Source organism: Paraburkholderia sp. A1RI-2L, assembly GCF_048957375.1.
Classification (GTDB): domain Bacteria; phylum Pseudomonadota; class Gammaproteobacteria; order Burkholderiales; family Burkholderiaceae; genus Paraburkholderia.
The window spans coordinates 892284-906848 of record NZ_JARBTA010000002.1 but is presented as its reverse complement, the minus strand read 5'-3'; the positions used below and the strand labels follow the sequence as shown (position 1 = coordinate 906848).

12 protein-coding genes are annotated in these 14565 nt (G+C 66.9%); 5 read left to right on the top strand and 7 right to left on the bottom strand.

Annotated features, from left to right (window positions below):
- Positions 1-90: 90 nt before the first annotated feature.
- On the top strand, positions 91-927 hold the full coding sequence (locus PWP93_RS18950) for an IclR family transcriptional regulator (protein ID WP_421026372.1): 837 nt from the start codon (positions 91-93) through the stop codon (positions 925-927).
- Positions 928-933: 6 nt separating this feature from the next.
- Here the strand turns inward: PWP93_RS18950 and PWP93_RS18945 are convergent, their stop codons facing one another.
- Positions 934-2991, bottom strand: a complete 2058-nt coding sequence (locus tag PWP93_RS18945; RefSeq protein WP_421045503.1) for a tetratricopeptide repeat protein — start codon at positions 2989-2991, stop codon at positions 934-936.
- A gap of 161 nt (positions 2992-3152) precedes the next feature.
- On the opposite strand from PWP93_RS18945, the gene PWP93_RS18940 reads away from it, so the two are divergent.
- Entirely contained in the window at positions 3153-3698 is a 546-nt protein-coding gene (locus PWP93_RS18940) for a hypothetical protein (RefSeq protein WP_421026370.1), read from the top strand.
- Positions 3699-3793: 95 nt separating this feature from the next.
- On the opposite strand, the gene PWP93_RS18935 is transcribed toward PWP93_RS18940, so the two are convergent.
- On the bottom strand, positions 3794-6172 hold the full coding sequence (locus PWP93_RS18935) for a GNAT family N-acetyltransferase (RefSeq protein WP_421045502.1): 2379 nt from the start codon (positions 6170-6172) through the stop codon (positions 3794-3796).
- A 199-nt stretch (positions 6173-6371) separates the two neighbouring features.
- On the opposite strand from PWP93_RS18935, the gene PWP93_RS18930 reads away from it, so the two are divergent.
- A complete protein-coding gene (locus tag PWP93_RS18930; RefSeq protein ID WP_421045501.1) occupies positions 6372-7595 on the top strand; it encodes a diguanylate cyclase domain-containing protein in 1224 nt (407 codons plus the stop codon).
- Positions 7596-7676: 81 nt separating this feature from the next.
- Here the strand turns inward: PWP93_RS18930 and PWP93_RS18925 are convergent, their stop codons facing one another.
- From PWP93_RS18925 to PWP93_RS18915, 3 genes are all read right to left on the bottom strand, one after another.
- Positions 7677-9278: a peptide chain release factor 3 gene (locus PWP93_RS18925; RefSeq protein ID WP_421026367.1), complete on the bottom strand. Its 1602-nt coding sequence runs from the start codon at positions 9276-9278 to the stop codon at positions 7677-7679.
- A 350-nt stretch (positions 9279-9628) separates the two neighbouring features.
- The gene (locus PWP93_RS18920) at positions 9629-9925 is read right to left on the bottom strand and encodes an H-NS family nucleoid-associated regulatory protein (RefSeq protein ID WP_421026366.1); all 297 of its coding nucleotides are present in this window, start codon (positions 9923-9925) and stop codon (positions 9629-9631) included.
- A 144-nt stretch (positions 9926-10069) separates the two neighbouring features.
- Entirely contained in the window at positions 10070-10297 is a 228-nt protein-coding gene (locus tag PWP93_RS18915) for a hypothetical protein (RefSeq protein ID WP_421045500.1), read from the bottom strand.
- A gap of 439 nt (positions 10298-10736) precedes the next feature.
- Here PWP93_RS18915 and PWP93_RS18910 point away from each other — a divergent pair, with 439 nt between their 5' ends.
- The gene (locus PWP93_RS18910; protein ID WP_421045499.1) at positions 10737-11924 is read left to right on the top strand and encodes a helix-turn-helix transcriptional regulator; all 1188 of its coding nucleotides are present in this window, start codon (positions 10737-10739) and stop codon (positions 11922-11924) included.
- Positions 11925-11984: 60 nt separating this feature from the next.
- On the opposite strand, the gene PWP93_RS18905 is transcribed toward PWP93_RS18910, so the two are convergent.
- Together PWP93_RS18905 and PWP93_RS18900 are read right to left on the bottom strand one after the other, a co-directional pair.
- Positions 11985-12263, bottom strand: coding sequence for a hypothetical protein (locus PWP93_RS18905; RefSeq protein WP_421026363.1), 279 nt, complete (start codon positions 12261-12263; stop codon positions 11985-11987).
- A gap of 97 nt (positions 12264-12360) precedes the next feature.
- A complete protein-coding gene (locus PWP93_RS18900) occupies positions 12361-12969 on the bottom strand; it encodes a BON domain-containing protein (RefSeq protein ID WP_421045498.1) in 609 nt (202 codons plus the stop codon).
- A gap of 190 nt (positions 12970-13159) precedes the next feature.
- On the opposite strand from PWP93_RS18900, the gene PWP93_RS18895 reads away from it, so the two are divergent.
- On the top strand, positions 13160-14560 hold the full coding sequence (locus PWP93_RS18895; protein ID WP_421045497.1) for a GntP family permease: 1401 nt from the start codon (positions 13160-13162) through the stop codon (positions 14558-14560).
- Positions 14561-14565 lie beyond the last annotated feature (5 nt).

Here is a 14565-nt window from a genome sequence, read left to right as displayed (position 1 = left end):
CCAAGGTCAAGGAATGTGCAATGCAGCAAAGGTCCGGAATTTCCCTGGGCTGCTCAGGATTTGGGACGAGATAAAAAAGCAAGGAAAAAAATGAATACGAACGCACGCAAACCGCGAACCGATGCGCTGCCGGGCGAGCCGGAGCTGGACGAGAAAGACGACGGTGACCGCTATCGCGCGCCCGCGCTGGACAAAGGGCTCGACATTCTCGAACTTCTCGCCGAGCAGCGCGGCGGCTTGACGCGCGCGGAGATCACGAAGGCGCTGGGGCGTAACGCGAGCGAGATTTACCGGATGCTTGAGCGGCTGGTAGCGCGCCAGTACGTGATGCGCTCGGAGGCCGGCGACCGCTACGCGCTGAGCCTCAAGCTGTTTGCGCTAGCGCACCGGCATCCGCCGATGGAGCGGCTGATCGCCGAGGCACTGCCGCTCATGCAGCGCTTCGCCAACGCCGCGGAGCAGTCGTGCCACCTCGCGGTGTACGACCGCGGCAACCTGCTCGTGATCGCGCAGGTGGACGGCCCGGGCACGTGGGGCATCGCGGTGCGGCTGGGCGCGCGCGTGGGTCTCGTCGACACGAATTCGGGACGCACGATCCTCGCGTACCAAAGCGCGGAGCAGCGCGCACACATGCTCGCTGAGCATACGAAGGTGAAGGGCGAAGTCCCCATCGACCATGCCGCGCTCGAAGCGGTCTGCGAGCAGATCCGCGGCGCGGGCTTCTCGCGCAAGGACAGCCAGCAGATTTTTGGCGTGACGGACGTGACGTTTCCGGTGCTCGGGCCGTCGGGGCAGGCCATCGCGGCGCTTACCTGCCCGTTCCTCAAGCGCATCGACGAATACGTCGCGCCCTCGCTCGACGAGGCCACCCGGATGCTGGGCGAGACGGTGCAGACGCTGTCGATGTTTCGGGAGGGAGAGGGGTAAGGGCGTTCACGCCCCCACAACCACCGCCCCGTCCCCGCCGTTCGCCTCGCGCTCGACGATTGCCGCGAACAGCCGCTCCAGATCGCGCGTGAACCGCGCCGTATCGAAGAGCGGCGCATCGGTCTTCGCCGCCGCGAGCCGCTTGCGGATCTGCGCATGCCAGGCCGGATCGCTCGCGAGCGCGAGCGCGATCTGGAAATACCCGTCGAGGTCGCGCGCGACCAGTTCGTCCAGCCCGACCGCATGCAGCAAGCTCGCGCCCACGCGCCCCGCGAACAGCGCGCCCAGCGCCGACACCATCGGCACGCCCGCCCACAACGCGTCGCTGCCGGTCGTGTGCGAGCCGGTCGGCAGGGTGTCGAGCGCGAGGTCCGCGAGTTGCAGCCGCGCGAGATGCGCCTCTTGCGGCACGCGCTTCGCAAAAATCACGCGCGCGCGCTCCACGCCTTTCTCTTCGAAGAACGCATGCAGATTCGTGCGCGCCATCTCGCTGCCGGGGTCGAGCTGCCATAGCACGCTGCCGGGTGTTGCCGCGAGCAGGCGGCACCAGACCGACGCCACCCACGCATTGAGCTTGAAGGTCTGATTGAAGCTGCAGAACACGAAGCCGCGCTCGGGCAAGCCCGCCGCGGCGCGCGTGGGCCGCGGCGCGCACTGGCGCCGGTGATCGTTGGGCTGATAGCAATGCGGCATCAGCGCGAGCGTCTCGCTATAGAACGATGCGGCGGCGGGCGGCGTCACCACCGCGTCGCCGATCACGTAGTCGGCCAGGCGCGGCGCGCCGAGCGAGCCCGGATAGCCGAGCCAGCTCACGATGGTGGGCGCGGGCCGCAGCGCCGTGATGCCGAGCCGCGTGCCGGTCGTATAGCCCTTCAGGTCGACGAGCACATGAATGCCGTCGGTCGCGATCTTCGCGGCCGCCCGCGCATCGGTGAGCGCGCCGATTTCGTGCAGCGTGGCGGGCAGCGCCGCGAGCCGCTCGCGCCACGCGGCATCGGGCGCGGCGTCGCCATACGAATACAGATGAATGTCGAAGCGCGTAGCGTCGTGCAATTCGAGCACGCCCGCGAGCAGGCGCAGCGTGGCGTGATCGTGGAAATCGGCGGAGAGATAGCCGATGCGCAGGCGCGCGCCCGCCTCGAAGGCCGCCAGCGCGTCGGCCAGCCCCGCGCCGCGCTCGACGAGCGGCAACGCGGCCAGTTCGCCGCGCCAGCGCGACTGCGCGAAGGCCCGCCCGGCCTCGCGGTGCAGCGCCGGCGTGAGCGCCGGGATGCCCAGCAGTCCCCACGGCGTGAGATTCTCCACCGCGCCCGCGGCAACCATCTCCAGAGCGGCCCGGTCGATCTTGTCCAGGTCGCGCCAGTGCGCCACGCGCCGCCGCACGTATTGCGCCGACTCCCATCGCCCGCCCCGGCAATAGGCTTCATCGGCCTCTTCCAGGCGGTCGAGACGCTCCAGCAAGCCGCCATAGCATTGCCAGAAGTGCATCGACTTCGGATCGACTTCGAGCGCGCGCCTGAAGCTCGCTTCGGCAGCCTCGTATTGGCCGGCGTCCTGTTGCAGAACCGCCAGGTTGCCGTGCGCGAAGGCATAACCGGGATCGATCTCGATGGCCGCGCGATACGCGGCTTCGGCATGCTCGAAGTCGTTGTGCTTCTTGAGCAGGTTGCCCACGTTGTTGAACATGCGCGCCTCGCGCACGCCCAGATTGATGGCCGCGAAGTACGCGTTGATGGCCTCGGTGTCACGGCCTTGCCAGAGCAGCGTCCATGCGAGGTCGCGATGCAGCGCGCCGCTCTCGCGCAGCGCCAGCGCCTTGCGGATCGCCTGCTCGCCGTCGGCATAGCGCGCCTGGCGAGCGAGCGCCACGCCAAGCTGATGCCATGCGTCGGCGTGCTGCGGATCCTGCGCCAGGATTTCACGAAAAAGGGTCTCGGCGAGCGAGTGCTGTTCGGCGTTCAGACGGTCGATGCCGCGCTTGAGCAAGGCGGCCGAACGCGGCGACGGAGTCGGTGTGGAGATTTTCATCACGCCATCGTAGGAAGCGTGATGGGGTGGGAACATCAGAGCGTTCCTGGTTTGCCGTGGCGCACGGCGGCGTCTTGCGCACGCGCTGAATCCTGGTTCGCAAGTGGAAGCCCGGCGCGCAAAACGGTTAGAATGGCGGCCCTCTCAAAAAACCCGTCCGGTGTGCGCCACGTGCGCCGGACGCGCATGCACACCTCATGGCGAAACTTCTGACCGATCAAGAATTCCAGCGTTTTTCCGAGCTTCAGCAGAAACAGGCCAGCTTCACGATTTCGAGCGACGAAGCCGACGAATTGCGCGATATCGTCGCGCGCGCACAGCAAAAGCGCGACGACCGCGCGAACGCGATGAAGACCGTCGAAACCGCGATCGCGCAGTTCGAGATCACGCCCGACGAGCTGTTCTCGGCCGAGCAGATCGCCGAAGCCGCACGCAACTTCGGTCTGATCCCGGCCACGCGCAAGGAGCGCGTGCTGCCGCCCGCGCTGACCTTCAACGGCAAGACGCATCAGTGGACCACGCGCGCGCTGCCCGAGGAAATCCGCACGCCGCTGTTCGAGGCGTTCCAGGGCGGCCAGTCGGTCAAGGCCTTCATCGCCACACCGAAGGACGCCGCGCGCTGTGCCGCGACCATTGCGCGTCTGGAAAAGGAAACCGGCGCGCAATACGCGGCGGGCTGGCTCGAAGAGCTCTCGGTCACGCGCGCGCAAGTGGACGACGCACTCGCGAAAATCGCCGCCTGAGTTTGGCCGCAACCTGACGGCGGCCCGGCGGCTGCGCGGCCTGCTCACGCCGCGCAGTCCCTCATCGCCGGAGCACGCCGCCAGGGCGCACCACATCAATCCAGCGGCATCCTGAACCCCACTACCCCCGGGTCCTCCGTGGGCGTCACCGTAAAGCCGCACGCGCGCGCGAGCCCGATCATCGGCGCATTCTCGCGCAGCGCCTCACCCAGCAGCCAGTGCGTGCCGCGCGAGCGCACGTAGGCGATCATGCGCGTGAGCAGCAGGCGGCCCAGGCCGCCCCGCTTCAGATTGGACTGGACGGCCACGGCAAACTCGGCGGTCTCGTTGTCGGGGTCGGCCACCGCCCGCGCCACGCCGAGCGTGCGCGGCTTGCCGTCCTCGCCCTCGACGGTCGCGATCAGCGCCATCTCGCGGTCGTAGTCAATCTGCGTCATGCGCGCGAGCTGCGTGTGATCGAAGCTGCGCACCGCCGAGAAAAAGCGCAGGCGCAAGTCGTCGGGCGTCATCGTGTCGATGAAGGCGCGATGCATCTCCTCGTCCTCGGGCCGGATCGGCCGGATCGTCAGGCGCTCGCCGTGCCAGTCGAGCGTCTCTTCGAGCCGGCGCGGATACGGCATGATCGCGAAGCGGCTGCGCTTTTCCGCGAGTGTGAGCCGCGGCGCGACCAGCATCACCGCATGCGGCAGCACGCGCAGCGTCAACTGCATCGCAACGATCTCACGCACCTCGCACACCACCTGCGAAAGCCCGGTCAGCGCTTCGAGCGTCGGCTCGGGCGCGGCACGGCGCGCATAGGGCGACTGCTCGACGATGTCGCGCGAAAGCACGGGATTCAGCGGCGGCAGGCTGTAGACGCGCAGCGGCGGCGAGAAGCCGTCGGGCGACGGCGCCTCGAAATGGAACACCGGGCCGAAGTTCTCGTCGTCGCGAAACTCCACGCTCACGTCGACGACAGCCTCGGCCGACGACTGCTCCGCGCTGTCCAGCGTCCGCAGCCCGAACGCGCCCAGCAACTGCACCGCCTGCGCGCCTTCGAGCGTGGTGCGCCCCGCCGCCAGCGCCGCGCGCGCCACGCCCTGCGCGGCCTCGATGGCCGCCGCGCCTTGCGCGGGCATGCTCTCGGGCGTCTGCATCAGGAGCTCGCGCCCGAGCCGGTAATCGACAAGACGCGCGAACGCCCGCGCCAACCGGCGCGGCGTGGTATGCACGGGAATGCCGTGCGCATGCAGCGCGTCGCGCGTTGTGTCGTCCACGCCGCCGAAGAAGCACGCGAGCATGCCGCGATATGCAAAGCGCTGGTTTTCGATGAGCGTGCGCGCGACCTCGGCCACGGGCGCGCTGTGCGTGGGCGCATGCACGACGAACGCGGTACCGGTCGAGCGCTGCGAAGCGAGCGCTTGCAGCGCGAGGCCGAAGTGCTCCGGTTTGGCCGTGTCGCCGAGCACGAGCGGATTGCCGGCCTGGGTGCGCGGCAGCGCCGCTTCCAGCGCCGTCTCGAGCGCGGCGCGCGCTTCGTCGTTCCAGCGCGCGAGCGTGTCGCCGGCCTTCATGAACGCGTCGCGCGCGAGCGTGGCCACGCCGCGATCGCTCGTGATGAGCGTGGCCGTGTCGCTCGCGGCCACGCGGCCCACGCCCAGGGTTTCGATTTCGTCGAGCAGGTCGTCGAGCGTATCCACACGCACGATGCCCGCGCGCCGGAACGCCGCCGTGTAGAGCGCGTCGCCGGGATCGTCGCGGCCGCTGCGCAGCGCGAGCACCGGCTTGTTGCGCGCCGCCGCGCGGGCCGCCGACATGAACTTGCGCGCCGCGGCGATGCTGTCCACTTCGAGCAGGATTGCGCGCGTGGACGGATCGCTCGCGAGATAGTCGAGCACGTCGCCGACATCGACATCGGCTTCATCGCCGAGCGCCACTACGTGCGAGAAGCCGAGCCCGCGCGGGCCGGCCCAGCGCAGCACGGCATTGGTGAGCGCGTTGGACTGCGAGACCCATGCCACGCCGCCGGTGCGCGCGACCGTGGCGGCCGCGCCGAGCTGCGCATTGAGCGCCGGCGTGAGCGCGCCGAGCGTGCCGGGCCCGAGAATGCGCAGCAGATGCGGGCGCGCCGCCGCGAGCGCGTGGCGCAGGTCGGCGCGGTCTTCCTCGGTGCGCACTTCGCCCACGATGATGGCCGCGCGCGTGCCCATGCCGCCGAGGCGATGCACGAGCGCCGGCCACGTGGCGGGCCGCGTGCAGATGAGCGCGACGGTGGGCGCCTCGGGCAAGTCGCCGGCATCGGCCAGCACGGGCTTGCCGTCGAAGCTGGCCAGCTCGCCCGCGTGGCGCGGATTGACGGGCCACAGCGGGCCGGCGAAGCCGCCTTCGATGAGACGCTGCCACACCATCTGGCCGATGCTGCCCGGTCGCTGCGAAGCGCCGATCACCGCTACCGATTTCGGCTGGAATATCGCATCGAGATTGCGTACGGTCACTGCTCCTCCTCGCTGTGCGCTCGCTATCCGCTCAGGATAGGCGAACTGCTCCCGCGCTGCGCGCATTTCGCCACCTGAACGGGCCGCCAAAGCACGCCTTCGCGAGACGCTTTCAGCGTAGAATGCGCGACGCCGCCGCAATTTTCCGGCGCAGCACCCGAGGGCCTGTTCGCGCCAACAACAAGCTCTAACGCCCGCGATGCAAGTCGATCTTCTCACCCTTTATTCCCTCGCAATCGGAACGCTTTTCGCCAGCGCCGGCATGACGCTCTGGGAGCACCGCGCGCATCCGGAGCGCAGCAGGGAACTGAAAATCCTTGCCGGCGGCTATGCCACGCTCGGCGTCGGCGTCGCGCTCGCCATCTGGCGGCACGCCTTGCCTGGCGCGTGGGGCGGCGCCATCAGCAATCTGGTCATCGTGACCGGCTATCTGCAGATCGCGCATGGGCTCGCCGTCATGAGCGGGCGGCAATACCGCACGGCCTCCGCAGTCATCCTCGCCCTGCTCGCGCTCGCGTGGACCATTGCGGGCGCACGCGGCCAGGACGCCATGTGGCTCTACTACAGCGCGATTCCGATTTCCCTGGCCTGCGCCATGGCGACGCGCGAGCTGCTGCGCAACGACGGCCTCGAATGGGCGCAGGCGCGCCGCATCGCCGTGATCGTGACGGGCGTTCACGCGGTGCTCTACGCGTTTCGCGCGTGCGTGCTGCCGTGGCTCGCGGCGTGCTACGGGCAAGCCCTGCTGCCGCTCTTCAGCAAGATCACGATGTACGAAGGTGTGCTGTACTCGGTCGTGCTGCCGATGACGCTGCTGCGCCTCGTGCGCGACGAAACACACAGCCGGCTCGTGCAGGAATCCCGGACGGACTATCTGACCCGGCTCGGCAACCGCCGCTGGTTCTTCGAGGAAGGCACGCGCGTGCTGAGCCGCGCGGGGACGCGCGAACGCGTGGCGCTGCTGGCATTCGACCTCGACCGCTTCAAGGCGATCAACGACCGCTACGGCCACCAGGCCGGCGACGCCGTGCTGAAGACCTTCGCCGACGTCGCGCGCGCCGAGATGGGGCCGGACGCGGTGCTCGCGCGCATCGGCGGCGAGGAGTTCGCGGCCTTGCTCGCGGGCCGCGACAGCGAGCGGGCCGGGATGATCGGCGAGCGCATCGCGCAGCGTTTCGCGCAAACGGCTGCGCACGCCGATGACGGCAGAAGCGTGCGCGCGACGGTCAGCATCGGGCTCGCGCTGAGCAACGCGCAACAAGGCATGCGATCGGACACGCAAGCGGGCATGCAAGCGCACAACGCGCCGGCCGCGCTCGCCAGCCTGCTATCGGCCGCCGACGCGGCGCTCTATGGCGCGAAGGCGCTCGGCGGCAACCGGCTGGAGGTGGCGCAGCGCGCCGAGCGTTCCCAGAACGCTTGAAGTGCGGCCCGCAAAAAATTCGGGCCGCACGAAGCGGCCCGCTCGGGATGCATCCATGGCCGCGGAAGGCCACGGCAACACTTACATGTTCTTGCGGAACGGCGCGCCCGAATGCTCGCGCAACTCGTTGAACACGATCTTCGGCCACGCCTTTTGCGCGACTTCGATTTCGGAGACGTGCGAGGCGAGATACGTGGGCGCGTTCGATGCGTCGTAGGCCATGCGCGCCTCGTACGAATCGGTGAAGCGGCGCAGCTCGTTGGCGTCGTCGCAGGTGACCCAGCGCGAGAGGCGATAGCGCGCGGGCATGATGCGCACGTCCACCTTGTATTCCGCCGAAAGGCGATGCGAGACCACTTCGAACTGCAACTGGCCCACCGCGCCCAGGATCGTCGCGCCGCCGTGCAGCGGACGGAACACCTGGATCGCGCCCTCTTCGCCGAGCTGCTTGAGCGCTTCGCCCAGTTGCTTCGCGCGCATCGGGTCGACCACTTCGATGGTCTGGAAGATTTCCGGCGCGAAGAACGGCAGGCCCGTGAACTGCAGGTCTTCGCCTTCGGTGAGCGTGTCGCCGAGGCTCAGCGTGCCGTGATTAGGAATGCCGATGATGTCGCCAGGGTACGCCTCGGCCACGGTCTCCCGGCGCTGCGAGAGAAAGCTCACCACGTTGTTCGCGCGGAAGGTCTTGTTGTTGCGCGTGACCTTCAGCTGCATGCCGCGCTCGAAACGGCCCGAGCACACGCGGATGAACGCCACGCGGTCGCGGTGCGCGAGGTCCATGTTGGCCTGCACCTTGAACACCACGCCCGTGAACTTGGGCTCCTCGGGCGAGACCGGACGCTGCACGGCCATGCGCGGCGATGGCGGCGGCGCGAGGTCGACGAGCGCGTCGAGAATTTCCTTCACGCCGAAGTTGTTGATCGCCGAGCCGAACAGCACCGGCGACTGCTCGCCCGCGAGGAAGGCGTCGCGATCGAACGTGGGCGTCGCGCCCGTGATCAGCTCGACTTCTTCCTTGGTGCGCTTCCAGTGGTAGCCGAAGCGCGCTTCGCCTTCTTCGTCGCTGATGTGCTGCAGCGTCTCCACCGCGCCGCCCAGCGATTGCTCGCCGGCGCGGAACACGCGCACCTGGTCGCGCTGAATGTCGTAGACGCCCTGAAATTCCTTGCCCATGCCGATGGGCCAGGTGAACGGCACCGCGGCCACGCCGAGGTGCTGCTCGATTTCGTCGAGCAGGTCGAGCGGCTCGCGCACTTCGCGGTCGAGCTTGTTGATGAACGTGAGAATCGGCGTCTTGCGGCTGCGGCAGACTTCGAGCAGCTTGAGCGTTTGCGCTTCCACGCCGTTCGCGCCGTCGATCACCATCACGGCCGCGTCCACCGCCGTGAGCACGCGGTAGGTGTCTTCCGAGAAGTCCTCGTGGCCCGGCGTGTCGAGCAGGTTGATGACGGCGTCGCCGTACTCGAACTGCATGACCGAGCTCGCGACCGAAATGCCGCGCTGCTTTTCGATCTCCATCCAGTCGGACGTCGCGAAGCGGCCGCTCTTCTTGCCCTTCACGGTACCGGCGATCTGGATCGCGCCCGAAAATAGCAGCAGCTTTTCGGTGAGCGTGGTCTTGCCCGCGTCCGGGTGAGAAATGACCGCGAACGTGCGGCGGCGTCTGAGTTCGGCTACTGACATGGATGGAGGGGTATCGCTGATGAAATCGGGCAACCAGCCGCGCGGCGGGAGTTGCGTATGTGGCCAACCGGTGTGCGCGGCGGAAGGCGCCGGGGACGAATGATACACGGCATTACCGCACACGACTAAAGTTAACGGCGGCACGCGGCCAGATCGCCACGCGCGCGAACGGGAAACGCCCGCCGGAGCGCGGCCAGCGGCGCGCCTGAGGTGAGATTTTGCGGGAGTGGCGGGATGTGCCCTGGGGGATGGCGCCGCGCGAGCGCACGGCAGATCGGCCATGCGCCGCGCAAAGGTGAGGTTTTACGGGAGCCCGCTCGCAGCCCCCTTGAAAGCCGCTCGAACCCTGTTTACTCGCTGATCAGAAAGCGGTCGCGATTCTTCACGCCCGCCAGCCAGCCGGGCGCGCGGCCGCGGCCGCTCCAGGTCTCGCCGGTTTTCGGGTTCTTGTAGCGCGCGGGCAGCGGCTTCTTGCGCGCGCTCGCGGGACGCGAGCTGGAGAAACCGAGTTCTTCCGCTGTGATGTCGTACTCCGCGATCTTTGCCTTGATTTCGGCAATCGCTTGCTCAACTTCCTTTTCGCGCGCCGCCGCGACTTCCTTGTGCAGCTTTTCGAGTTGGGCAGTCAGTTGCTTGTAGCTCGCCATGAACATTGATCTCCAGTTCAGTCACACAAGCGTATTGTGACCGCTCCGGCGTCAAAGAGTGCCGAATTACGGGGTTTTTTCGTCGGCGCGAGCCAATTTATTGCGATTCTTTACACACGCTCCGCACTCCGGCGACGTATCGGCCTAACGAACCGTTTCGTGTGACGAACTCTCTTTTACGCGCATCTCCAACTCGCCCAGCGCCTGCGCGAGGCGCTTCACACGCTGCATCTGCGACGGCACCAGCGCCGCGTTCGACACCGATTCGATGCGGTTGCGCCAATAGGAAAGCGGAATACGATCGTGGCCTGAAAGCCGAGCAATGACCTGCTCGAGATGCTCGATGTCCTTTTCAAGTTGATGATGATTCATTGTTCCCCCCGGAATACTGTCTTCTGGCAGACACTTGCCATGGCGTCTGCATACACAATGTCCATAACGAAAGGCATATGATCCGCTGCATTACATCAATACCGCCGGGTTATTCGCCAGTCGTCCCATTCACTTTTCTGCCTTTAATACTCCTTTTTGCTGTCGCATTCCTGTCGCCGTTTTTTCACGGCGTGGAGATTTCAGCGCGACTTGCCATCAGAGAATAAGATCGGCAGGACGGCCCATCGGTTGGCTAGCGCACGGAAAACAACGCTCGCCTCGGCCACATTGGCGGCTATTAGCCATCGAACGAAACATCGAACGAACCGAAGATTAACGGCGGCAATCGCGCCTGTATATTCCACATTTGTGCAGAAACTATGCGCGCCGCATTTTTCGCGGCAACGAGCCATCCCGGATTTTTGATAACGAGAACTGTGTGAATCCGAGCGATTTTCAGCACGACAGCCTGCTGCACGCGATTTACGCAACAATCGAGCACCCTTCTGAATGGCAGGATTTTTGCGCGCAATTCAGGAAATCGATTGGCGTGGTCTCGGTTCATCTTTGCGTATTCGATCGTCAGCGCGAATTCTTTTCATGGGCCGACGGTTTCAGCGTGCAGGAAACGGAGCCGCTGGAACTCATCCGCCCGCTTTATCGCTACGATGCCCGACTCGAATGGCTGCGCGCGTTCCCTCCTGGAAAATGGCTGCACTACGGTGCGGATTCAAACAGCGGCGACGGCCACCCGGTTTTCGAGCGGGACCTGTGCGCAGTCGGCGGAGGCTTCGTGTCCATTTGCAAACTGATCGACAACGGCACGCTCACGGCCATGATCGCTTGCCGGAGCGGACAGGACGTCGCGCTGCCGGCGCACGTGCGCGCGCTGCTCGAGCGGCTGGCGCCCCATCTGGTGCGCGCGCTGCGCCTGGGCGTGCGCCGCCTGCTACCCGACGCCGACGCGCTCACCGGTCACGTACGGCCGCCCGCGATGCTCGTGAATGCGAACGGCGAAATCCTGCACAGCAACGAAGCGGCGCAACGGCTGCTGCGCGCCACCTCGCTCGTGCGCATACGCGGCAAGCGGCTGGTGTTCGCCGCGCCGTATCAGGCGCGCTTTCTGGAGGACATGGCGATCAGCGAGGCGCGGCTGAAAAGCCGCGTGAGCGGCGCGCGGGCCACCGCGGCCCGCTTTCGCGCGTTGCGCATCGTGGGCGCGGCCGAAGCCGCAGACGGCGAGCGCAGCCGCGCCGCGCCGCTGCCGGGCGGCCCGGAAGTGCTGTATGCGTTCTACAACGTGGTCACGGCGGGCGAGATGCCCGGGATACGCGCGATGGCGGCCCTCACGTTCTACCATCCGCGCTCGGCGCCGGCGGTGGACGAGCAGGTGCTGGCCTCGGCCTTCGAGCTCTCGCCCGCCGAGTGCCGGATCGTGCATCTGCTGGTGGACGGGCTCACGCCGAAGGAAATTGCCGCCCAGGTGAGCGTTCAATACGACACGGTGCGCAAGCAACTACAGTCGATCTTCCTGAAGACCGCCACGCGGCGCCAGCCCGACCTGCTGCGCCTGCTGATGAACCTGCCCGCGCGCAGCCGCAGCACAGGCGCGGCCGGCAGCGCTTGAGGGCGGCCGAGGATTCTTGAAACCGCCGCAAAAACGGCGCACAAGGCGGGCGAGTGCCCGTTACTTCGCCTGGCAAGCGAATACGAGGGTGTACGTGTCGCCGCTTCTGGACGTGTCGACGGTGTCGTAGCTGGCGCCCCCGCAGCGCTGGCGCGCCTGCTGGCTGCACGAATCGTGGTCGCCAGCGGCGGCGCACTGCACCGGAATCGTCGGGCGGCCATCCGAAAGGAACAGCGGCGGACCGCTGCTGCAAGCCGACAGCGCCGCGAGCAACGCACAGACACCCGCCGTGGACGACAGCCTGCAAAAGCGGGACAACAACGAACCGGAACGAATCATGGGGTACCCCGAAGGCCTTCTAGTTTTTCGACGTTGCGATTGTGCCATGCCGGACGGCGCGTGAGCGGCGTGAACCGCGTGCCGGCCGGTCGCACGGTCAACGGGCCGGCGGCAAGGTCTTGTAGGGCGGCCGCGCATGCGGATCGGCGCGCAGGCGCACGAACACCTGTTCGACGTCGGGAATCGCCACGAGGCCGCGCTCCAGCGCCGCCCGATCGAAGGCTGCCGGAGCGCAGCCTTCGGCGTAGACGAAGCGCCGCTGCACCGTGATCCACACGCTCGTGCCATTGAGCGACGCGGCGTCCCCGAACTTCTCGCGAATCGCCGTGGCGATATCGGCATCGTAGAGATAGGCGTTCGGCTTCGTGCACTTGTGCGCGAGCCAGCAGGTGGTGCCGCGCTCCACGCGGTAGTGAGCGTCGTCGTCGGCTTCGGCCTTCGTCATGCGCGGGCCGAGCGGCTGCGGGCACGCGCCCGGCGCACTCGAGAGCGCGAAGAACGGATCGTTGTACCAGTTCCGGATTTCGCCGGGATCGACGGTCAACGCGCTCGCTCCGCTTGCCGGTGCCACGCCCGATGCCGCGCCGGGCGCCGCAACTGCCGGCGCAACGATCTGCGCGATAACCACGGCGAACGCGGCCGCCCATGCGCTCCGTTGCGCGTGACGGCGTGGCCACCCTTCCAGCCTTGCCTCGATTTCCCGCATCTTCACCTCCTTCCGGGCCTCGCGCGCGGTGAACACCCGCTCGCGTCAAACCTGGAGCGCGCAGTCTGCCAAGCCATAACGGGGTGTTTCGGTACAATCGCTGCGCCGCACCATGCACCCGCCCACGCAATAAAAACGCAGTAAAACACGGACTGCGATCGACCGCGAAGCATGGATCACAGGAGACGTCATGTCGTTCGTTATCGTTCTAGCCGCCCTCGCCTTTCTCATGCTCGCCGCCTACCGCGGCTACAGCGTCATCCTCTTCGCACCGGTGGCCGCCCTCGGCGCCGTTTTGCTCACCGATCCCGCCGCCGTCGCCCCCGTGTTCTCGGGCATCTTCATGGAGAAGATGGTGGGCTTCGTGAAGCTCTACTTCCCCGTATTCCTGCTGGGCGCGGTGTTCGGCAAGGTGATCGAGCTTTCAGGCTACTCCGAGGCGATCGTTCACGCAGCCATCCGCTACATCGGCCGCTCGCGCGCGAACGCCGTGATCGTGGCCGTGTGCGCGCTGCTCACCTACGGCGGCGTGTCGCTCTTCGTGGTGGTGTTCGCGGTCTATCCGTTCGCCGCCGAGCTCTATCGCCAAAGCGACATTCCCAAGCGCCTCATGCCAGGCGCCATCGCGCTGGGTGCGTTCTCGTTCACGATGGACTCGCTGCCCGGCACGCCGCAGATCCAGAACATCATCCCCACCACGTTCTTCAAGACCACGGCGTGGGCCGCGCCGGCGCTCGGCATCATCGGCTCGCTGTTCATCATCGTGGTCGGCCTCGCGTATCTCGAGTGGCGCCGCCGCAGCGCGGTGGCAAAGGGCGAAGGCTACGGCATGTCGCTCGTGAACGAGCCCGACCGCGTGCAGACCGATCATCTGCCCAACCCGCTGCTCGCCATCACGCCGCTCGTGCTCGTGGGCGTGTCGAACTTCTTCCTGACGCGCTGGATTCCGGGCTGGTACGGCGACACCTACACGATCACATCCGACATGCTGCCCGGCATTCACGCGCCCGTGACCACGACGGTCAAGCAACTGGTCGGCATCTGGTCGGTCGAGGGCGCGCTGCTGCTCGGCATTGCGTTCGTTGTCGTCACAGCGTTCTCGCGCGTGAAGGAACGTTTCGCTACCGGCACGAAGGCCGCGGTCGCGGGCGCGCTGCTCGCCTCGCTCAATACGGCTTCGGAGTACGGCTTCGGCGGCGTGATCGCAGCGCTGCCCGGCTTCCTCGTGGTGAGCGACGCGCTCAAGAGCATTCCGAATCCGCTCGTGAACGCGGCCGTCTCGGTAAGCTCGCTGGCCGGCATTACCGGCTCGGCTTCGGGCGGCATGAGCATCGCGCTCGCCGCGATGTCCGATCTCTTCATCAAGGGCGCGCAGGCCGCGAATATTCCGCTCGACGTGCTGCATCGCGTGGTGGCGATGGCCAGCGGCGGCATGGATACGCTGCCGCACAATGGCGCGGTCATCACGCTGCTCGCAGTGACGGGGCTCACGCACCGCGAATCGTATCGCGACATTTTCGCGGTCACGGTCATCAAGACAATGGCCGTGTTTTTCGTGATCGCGGTTTATTACGCGACCGGGCTGGTCTGATAGCG

Bases quoted from the DNA above. Each gene is read 5' to 3' on its own strand.
- PWP93_RS18950 (WP_421026372.1), top strand. From the start codon at position 91: ATGAATACGAACGCACGCAAACCGCGAACCGATGCGCTGCCGGGCGAG.
- PWP93_RS18945 (WP_421045503.1), bottom strand. From the start codon at position 2,991: ATGTTCCCACCCCATCACGCTTCCTACGATGGCGTGATGAAAATCTCC.
- PWP93_RS18940 (WP_421026370.1), top strand. From the start codon at position 3,153: ATGGCGAAACTTCTGACCGATCAAGAATTCCAGCGTTTTTCCGAGCTT.
- PWP93_RS18930 (WP_421045501.1), top strand. From the start codon at position 6,372: ATGCAAGTCGATCTTCTCACCCTTTATTCCCTCGCAATCGGAACGCTT.
- PWP93_RS18925 (WP_421026367.1), bottom strand. From the start codon at position 9,278: ATGTCAGTAGCCGAACTCAGACGCCGCCGCACGTTCGCGGTCATTTCT.
- PWP93_RS18920 (WP_421026366.1), bottom strand. From the start codon at position 9,925: ATGGCGAGCTACAAGCAACTGACTGCCCAACTCGAAAAGCTGCACAAG.
- PWP93_RS18915 (WP_421045500.1), bottom strand. From the start codon at position 10,297: ATGAATCATCATCAACTTGAAAAGGACATCGAGCATCTCGAGCAGGTC.
- PWP93_RS18905 (WP_421026363.1), bottom strand. From the start codon at position 12,263: ATGATTCGTTCCGGTTCGTTGTTGTCCCGCTTTTGCAGGCTGTCGTCC.
- PWP93_RS18900 (WP_421045498.1), bottom strand. From the start codon at position 12,969: ATGCGGGAAATCGAGGCAAGGCTGGAAGGGTGGCCACGCCGTCACGCG.
- PWP93_RS18895 (WP_421045497.1), top strand. From the start codon at position 13,160: ATGTCGTTCGTTATCGTTCTAGCCGCCCTCGCCTTTCTCATGCTCGCC.